This is a genomic window from Longimicrobium sp., assembly GCF_036280135.1.
Taxonomy (GTDB): Bacteria; Gemmatimonadota; Gemmatimonadetes; order Longimicrobiales; family Longimicrobiaceae; genus Longimicrobium.
The window spans coordinates 1-5,944 of record NZ_DASURI010000359.1 but is presented as its reverse complement, the minus strand read 5'-3'; the positions used below and the strand labels follow the sequence as shown (position 1 = coordinate 5,944).

The window sequence follows — 5,944 nt, the reverse complement described above, 5'->3', positions numbered from 1 at the left end:
CGGGCTGGCTTCCCTGGATGGGCTGGTCGTTCAATCCCATTCCAGCGCTCCTTTCTTCCATTCGTAGATCAGGCCCACCGTGAGGATGAAGACGAAGATCCCCACCGCCGCGAAGCCTCCCCACCCCAGCGCCCGGGCCTGCACGGCCCACGGCAGCAGGAACACCGTCTCCACGTCGAAGACGATGAACAGGATGGCCACCACGTAGAACTTGACCGAGAACCGCTCGCGCGTGCTGCCCAGCGGCGTCATGCCGGACTCGTACGGCGTGCTCTTGGACTTGGTGGCGCCGCCGGGGCTGAGCACCTGTGACAGCACGACCATCCCGACGGCCTGTGCCGCCGAGAGAGCCAGCAGGATGAGCACCGGGATGTACGGCTGAAGCATCGGCCTGGGCCTATCCCAACGGGTAGTTTGTGAAAACGTTCACTTGTTTGGAGCCGGGCCAAGATACTGCCCCGTGACACCCGGGTCAAGCAGTGGCGGGCCCCTTGCCGGCCCCCGCGCGCGGGGGTAGGTTCCGGGCCCTGTCCAGGCTCCCGCGGCGCCCCATACACCTGTTTACGCAACGGGTTCTGGGGGTGCGCGCGCCGGCCCCTCCGCCGCCCTTCAAGCTCCGTTCCGCACCGCCCATGAGCATCCGTTCAGACCGCTGGATTCGCCGCATGGCCCGCGAGCACGGGATGATCGATCCGTTCGAGGACGCACAGGTTCGGCAGGGCACCATCAGCTACGGGGTGTCGAGCTACGGCTACGACATGCGGGTGGCGGACGAGTTCAAGATCTTTACCAACGTGAACAACGCCATCGTCGACCCCAAGGCGTTCGACGAAAAGAGCTTCGTTCACTACCAGGGCGACGTGTGCATCGTGCCGCCCAACAGCTTTGCCCTGGCGCGCTCGGTGGAGTACTTCCGCATTCCGCGCAACGTGATCACGCTGTGCGTGGGCAAGAGCACGTACGCGCGGTGCGGCATCATCACCAACGTGACGCCGTTCGAGCCGGAGTGGGAGGGCTACGTGACGCTGGAGATCAGCAACACCACGCCGCTGCCCGCGAAGATCTACGCCAACGAGGGCATCGCGCAGGTGCTGTTCTTCGAGGGCGACGCCGAGGGCCCCGAGGTGAGCTACGCCGACCGCAAGGGCAAGTACCAGGGCCAGGTGGGCGTCACGCCGCCGCGGCTTTAGGCTCGCTGCGCTCGCGGGCCCTCACCCCGCTCGTTCCTCGCGTCCCTCTCCCGCAAACTGCGCGGGAGAGGGGATACACTTCGAACGGGGCCCGGGACGCGAAGCGGCCCCGCGCCAAGGCGCGGTTCGCGTGAGGGATGCGCGCCCGCAGGGCCGGGACGCCGGAGCGGCGGGACAACAGCCGTATCGTTGTCCCGACGCGGAGGAGGCCCGGCGCCGTTGGGCACAGTCGTATCGTGCCCTACGGCGCGCGCAGCCCGACCCGGAGCGCAGCGGAGGGGCACGCCCAAAGCCGTCCGCCGTTGCAGTTGAAGCAGTTGAAGTCCAGCAGTCCCGACCGACGACGACCAAGCCAGCGTCCGAAACGAACTCGCAGCAGGCGCAAGACACCTACATGACCCAGAGTCCCGTCACCCCCAAGCAGATGGATGCCATCCGCGAGGTGGTGAACATCGGCGCCGGCCACGCGGCCACCAACCTGTCGGCCCTGACCGGGCTGACCGTGATGATCAGCGTGCCGCGCATCCAGTGGGCGCGCGCGGCGTCGGGCGCGGGGCTTCCCGGGCAGGGCGACCTGGTGCTCATCACCGTGCCCATCACGGGCGTGAGCGAGCTGGGCGGCGAGCGCGCGGCGCTCATCCTGGCCAAGGAGACGGCCCTGCGCATGGTGGCCCTCATGCTGCGCCGCGACCCCAGCCGCCACGTGGAGGTGGGCGAGCTGGAGAAGAGCGCCCTCATGGAGATGGGCAACATCGTCTGCGCGGCGTACGTGGGCGTGCTGGGCACCTTCCTGGGCAAGGGCGTGATGATCGGCACGCCGGAGATGCTCATCGGCAAGCGCGACGAGGTGGGCGAGCAGGCGGCGAACGGGCTGGTGATCGAGACGGACTTCACCTTCCTGGACACCACCTTCGAGGGCGTGTTCGTGCTGAGCCACAGCGACGTCTCGTTCACGTCGCTGCTGACGGCCCTGGGCTTCAAGGACGTGGGCGCCGCGGGCGGCGCCGCCGCCTGACCCTTCCCCTCCCGCCGGAGCCGCGGTCCATGGCGGACGACTTTCCCCCCTTCTCGGCCGCCGCGCGCCACTCGCACCTGGCCGCGCTGGCCGGCGAAACGTGGGACCTGCTCGTCATCGGCGGCGGCATCACGGGCGCGGCCGCCGCGCGCGACGCCGCCGGACGCGGCCTGCGCGTGGCCCTGGTGGACGCGGGCGACGTGGGCCGCGGCACCAGCAGCCGCTCCTCGCGCCTGATCCACGGCGGGCTGCGCTACCTGGAGACGTACGACTTTCGCCTCGTCTTCGAGGCCAGCGCGGAGCGCCGGCGCCTGCTGGAGCTGGCGACGCACCTGGTCCATCCCCTTCCCTTCCTGTTCCCCGTCTACCGCGGCGGCCCCGTGGGCTACCGCATGCTGCAGGCGGGGATGTGGCTGTACGACGGCCTGAGCCTCTTTCGCAACATCGCCCGGCACCGGATGCTGCCGCGCGCCCGCGCCCTGGACGAGGAGCCCAACCTGCGCGCAGACGGGCTCGTGGGCGCGGCCGTGTACTACGACGCGGCCGTGGACGACGCGCGCATCACCCTGGCCAACGCGCGCGGCGCGCACGAGGCCGGGGCGGCCGTCGTGCCCCACGCGGAGGTCGTGGGCTTTCTGCGCGACGGAAAAGGGATCGCGGGCGCGCGCGTCCGCGACTGCCTGCGCGAGGGCGCCCAGCCCGTGGAGGTGCGCGCCCGCGCCGTGCTGAACGCCACGGGCCCGTGGAGCGATGCCGTGCGCCGCCTGGCCGACCCGGGCGCCGTGCCGCGGCTTCGCCCCACCAAGGGCGTGCACATCATGCTGCGCCGCGACCGGGTGGGGAACGAGCACGCCATCACCTTTCGCTCCCCCGTGGACGGGCGGGTGATGTTCGTCCTTCCCTGGGGCGAGTTCTCGTACGTGGGGACGACGGACACGGACTACGCCGGCTCGCCCGCGGAGGTGCGCGCGGAACCGGAGGACGTGCGCTACCTGCTGGATTCCGCCAACTTCATCTTCCCCAGTGCGAAGCTGACGGAGGCGGACGTCGTCAGCACGTGGGCCGGCATCCGTCCGCTCCTGGCGCCCGCCAGGGGCGGGGACGGCGGCCTGGCCGCCAGCGCCACGTCGCGCGAGCACGAGATCTGGCGCGACCGCGGCGGCCTGCTGAACATCGCCGGGGGCAAGCTGACGACGTACCGGGTGATGGCGGCGCAGGTGGTGGACGCGGCCGTGCGCGGGCTCAAGGAGGAGCACGGGGTGGAGAGCGGCATCTCGCCCACGGAGCACCTGCCCCTCCCCGGCGACCCGCGCGGCCCGTGGGAGCCGTTCCGCGACCGCGTGGTGCGCGAGGCGGTGGACGCCGGGCTGGGCGCCGACACCGGCGAGCACCTGGCCCGCGCCTACGGCGAGGACGCCGAACACGTGCTTTCCCGGGTCCGCGGCGACGATGCGCTGGCCGGGCGGCTGATGGAGGGGCACCCGTACGTGTGGGCGGAGGTGGTGCACGCCGTGCGCGCGGAGATGGCGCTGACGCTGGAGGACGTGCTCGTGCGCCGGCTGCACCTGTTCTACGAGGCGGCGGACGGCGGCCTGGCCGTGGCGGAGGCCGTCGCGCGGCGGATGGCCGCCCAGCCCGGCATCGGCTGGTCGGATGCGGATGTCGCGGTGCAGGTGGACGGCTACCGCGCCGCCGTCCGTGAGACGCGCGGGTTCGGGGGCCGAGCGGCCTGAGGCGCAGTCCAGGCACGGCCTTATCGGCGGGTTCCAGCCGGAGCGGATGGAGCCGCCCTCGAGCCTGAGCGGCTAAAGCCGCCGCTGGGACTGCGGAAAGCCCTGTCTCGCGCTGACGCGCTCTGCGAACAGGGCTTCAACCGCCAACGCGGACCGCCGCCCGGCGGGGCACGAGGTTCGTCGCCGCGCGAACCATCACCCGGTGCACGTAGACCGGACCCACAGGGCAGTCCGCGCAGGCGGACTTCGTGCCGTTCCCGCGGCGAATTCACTCGCTCCGGCCCGATCGCGCCCGATCGCCGGAATCGGCCGCAGTTCCTCGTCGTCCCCCGCTCCGAATCCACCCCTCAGCAGGAGCACCCGATGGACTTCGCATCCCATTACCTGGAGGACGCGCGTACCGTCGCCCGCATCTACAAGGGGCTGGCGGACGGCGCCATCGCGCAGGTGGACGACGAGCAGTTCGCCGCGTCGCTGGGCGACGAGGAGAACAGCATCGCCCTCATCATCAAGCACATGGCGGGCAACCTGCGCTCGCGGTGGACGGACTTCTTCACCACCGACGGCGAAAAGCCGGACCGCGACCGCGACTCCGAGTTTGAGCTGACGGGCACGGATGACCGCGCGGCGCTGCTGGAGGCGTGGGAAGCCGGCTGGGCCACGTTCCTGGGCGTGCTGGACGGGCTGACGCCGGCGGACTTCGACCGGCCCGTCACCATCCGCGGCGAGCCGTACACGGTGCTGCGCGCCGTGGAGCGCGGCGTCGCGCACGCCTGCTACCACGTGGGGCAGATCGTGCTGCTGGCCAAGCACTTCGCCGGGCCGGAGTGGCGCACGCTCAGCATCCCCCGGCGCCAGTCGCAGGCCTTCAACGCCGACATGGCCGCGAAGCAGGGCCGGTAAACGCCGCACTTTCCCCGCGCCGCCTCCCCGACGGCCTCCTGTCCTCCCTCCGACCTCCCCTCGAGGGGCAGATGGATCTCCCCGATCCCACCCGCGCCGTCGTCCCGCCGCCGTCCGTCGATGTGGCTCCCCCGCCCCCGGCCGATCCGCCGCCGACGGCACCCCGCATCCTGCGCCGCGCGGAGCTGGACCTGCGGCCGGACGAGCGGCTGGTATGGTCGCGCGCGACGGGGACGCTCGTCATCGCCATGATCTGTTTCGCGCTCGCCGGGCTGGCGGCGTGGCGATACGCGGCCGGCACCCTGTCCCTGGGCTGGACCGTGGCCGGCGGCTTCTGCGGGCTGTTCGGCGTGGGGCTGGTGCTGGGATGGCGCTCCTCGCTGCGGCCGGAGGCGTGGCTGCTGTCCGTGGGCCCGGAGCGCATCCTCATCTCCATCCGTCCCTACCTCAGCGACAAGCTCACGGCGGGTGATCCGCACATCCTGGAGCTGCCGGTATCCGCCATCGCGTCCGTGCGGCAGTCCACCAACCGGCGCATGCACCAGGCGCGCGGCGAATCGGGGATCTCGTACACGTACGTCGCCTACCTGGACTTTCGCACGCGGGGCCTGGACCTGGAGCCGCTCAGGCAGCAGCTGGCGCGCGAGTGGAAGCCCCGCGGCACCGACGGCAACGAGCACGTGCTGGTGGAGGACACGATGGTACGCGTTCGGCTCGGCTCCACCCGCCCCGAGGCCCAGGAAGTGGCGTACATGCTGGGCGAGTACCTGGTGCTGGAGCCGGACGTCTCCGAAACGGGCAGCCGCAAGCCGCGCAGGAAGCATCGGGCGCCGGATCCCCCCGCGGGCTGACACCGGGTGCACGTGGGGGTTGTGTTTCGGGAGATGTGCGGTTATTATGGGTGCAGCAAGAAAAGCGTAAAGGTACCTCCCCGGTGAAAAGAGCCCATGGGGCTCTCCCTTCCTTGAAAGGGTAGCTGGGGAGGTCGCTTTTTATGTACCTACCCCGCTCGCCCGCCACACCGACCTCACCCACGGCTCGATCAGCGCGTACGCACGGCCGTCGCCCCTGAGCATCCGCTGGAACGCCCACGTGCAGTAGTC

6 protein-coding genes are annotated in these 5,944 nt (G+C 71.1%); 5 read left to right on the top strand and 1 reads right to left on the bottom strand.

Annotation, left to right across the window (positions count from 1 at the left end; all coding sequences use genetic code 11):
• Positions 1-30: 30 nt before the first annotated feature.
• Positions 31-387 (bottom strand): NADH-quinone oxidoreductase subunit A, encoded by a 357-nt coding sequence (locus VFZ20_RS11255; RefSeq protein WP_329683973.1) that lies wholly within the window; start codon positions 385-387, stop codon positions 31-33.
• Positions 388-632: 245 nt separating this feature from the next.
• Here VFZ20_RS11255 and dcd point away from each other — a divergent pair, with 245 nt between their 5' ends.
• The 5 genes from dcd to VFZ20_RS11230 all read left to right on the top strand — a co-directional run bounded on the left by dcd (position 633) and on the right by VFZ20_RS11230 (position 5,692).
• Positions 633-1,190, top strand: a complete 558-nt coding sequence (gene dcd / locus VFZ20_RS11250; protein WP_329683972.1) for a dCTP deaminase — start codon at positions 633-635, stop codon at positions 1,188-1,190.
• Between the two features lie 394 nt (positions 1,191-1,584).
• A complete protein-coding gene (locus VFZ20_RS11245; RefSeq protein ID WP_329683971.1) occupies positions 1,585-2,205 on the top strand; it encodes a chemotaxis protein CheC in 621 nt (206 codons plus the stop codon).
• 29 nt (positions 2,206-2,234) lie between these two features.
• Entirely contained in the window at positions 2,235-3,938 is a 1,704-nt protein-coding gene (locus tag VFZ20_RS11240; RefSeq protein WP_329683970.1) for a glycerol-3-phosphate dehydrogenase/oxidase, read from the top strand.
• Positions 3,939-4,301: 363 nt separating this feature from the next.
• Positions 4,302-4,841, top strand: a complete 540-nt coding sequence (locus tag VFZ20_RS11235; protein ID WP_329683969.1) for a DinB family protein — start codon at positions 4,302-4,304, stop codon at positions 4,839-4,841.
• A 71-nt stretch (positions 4,842-4,912) separates the two neighbouring features.
• Positions 4,913-5,692 (top strand): hypothetical protein, encoded by a 780-nt coding sequence (locus VFZ20_RS11230; protein WP_329683968.1) that lies wholly within the window; start codon positions 4,913-4,915, stop codon positions 5,690-5,692.
• Positions 5,693-5,944 lie beyond the last annotated feature (252 nt).

Bases quoted from the DNA above. Each gene is read 5' to 3' on its own strand.
- dcd (WP_329683972.1), top strand. From the start codon at position 633: ATGAGCATCCGTTCAGACCGCTGGATTCGCCGCATGGCCCGCGAGCAC.
- VFZ20_RS11230 (WP_329683968.1), top strand. From the start codon at position 4,913: ATGGATCTCCCCGATCCCACCCGCGCCGTCGTCCCGCCGCCGTCCGTC.
- VFZ20_RS11255 (WP_329683973.1), bottom strand. From the start codon at position 387: ATGCTTCAGCCGTACATCCCGGTGCTCATCCTGCTGGCTCTCTCGGCG.
- VFZ20_RS11245 (WP_329683971.1), top strand. From the start codon at position 1,585: ATGACCCAGAGTCCCGTCACCCCCAAGCAGATGGATGCCATCCGCGAG.
- VFZ20_RS11240 (WP_329683970.1), top strand. From the start codon at position 2,235: ATGGCGGACGACTTTCCCCCCTTCTCGGCCGCCGCGCGCCACTCGCAC.
- VFZ20_RS11235 (WP_329683969.1), top strand. From the start codon at position 4,302: ATGGACTTCGCATCCCATTACCTGGAGGACGCGCGTACCGTCGCCCGC.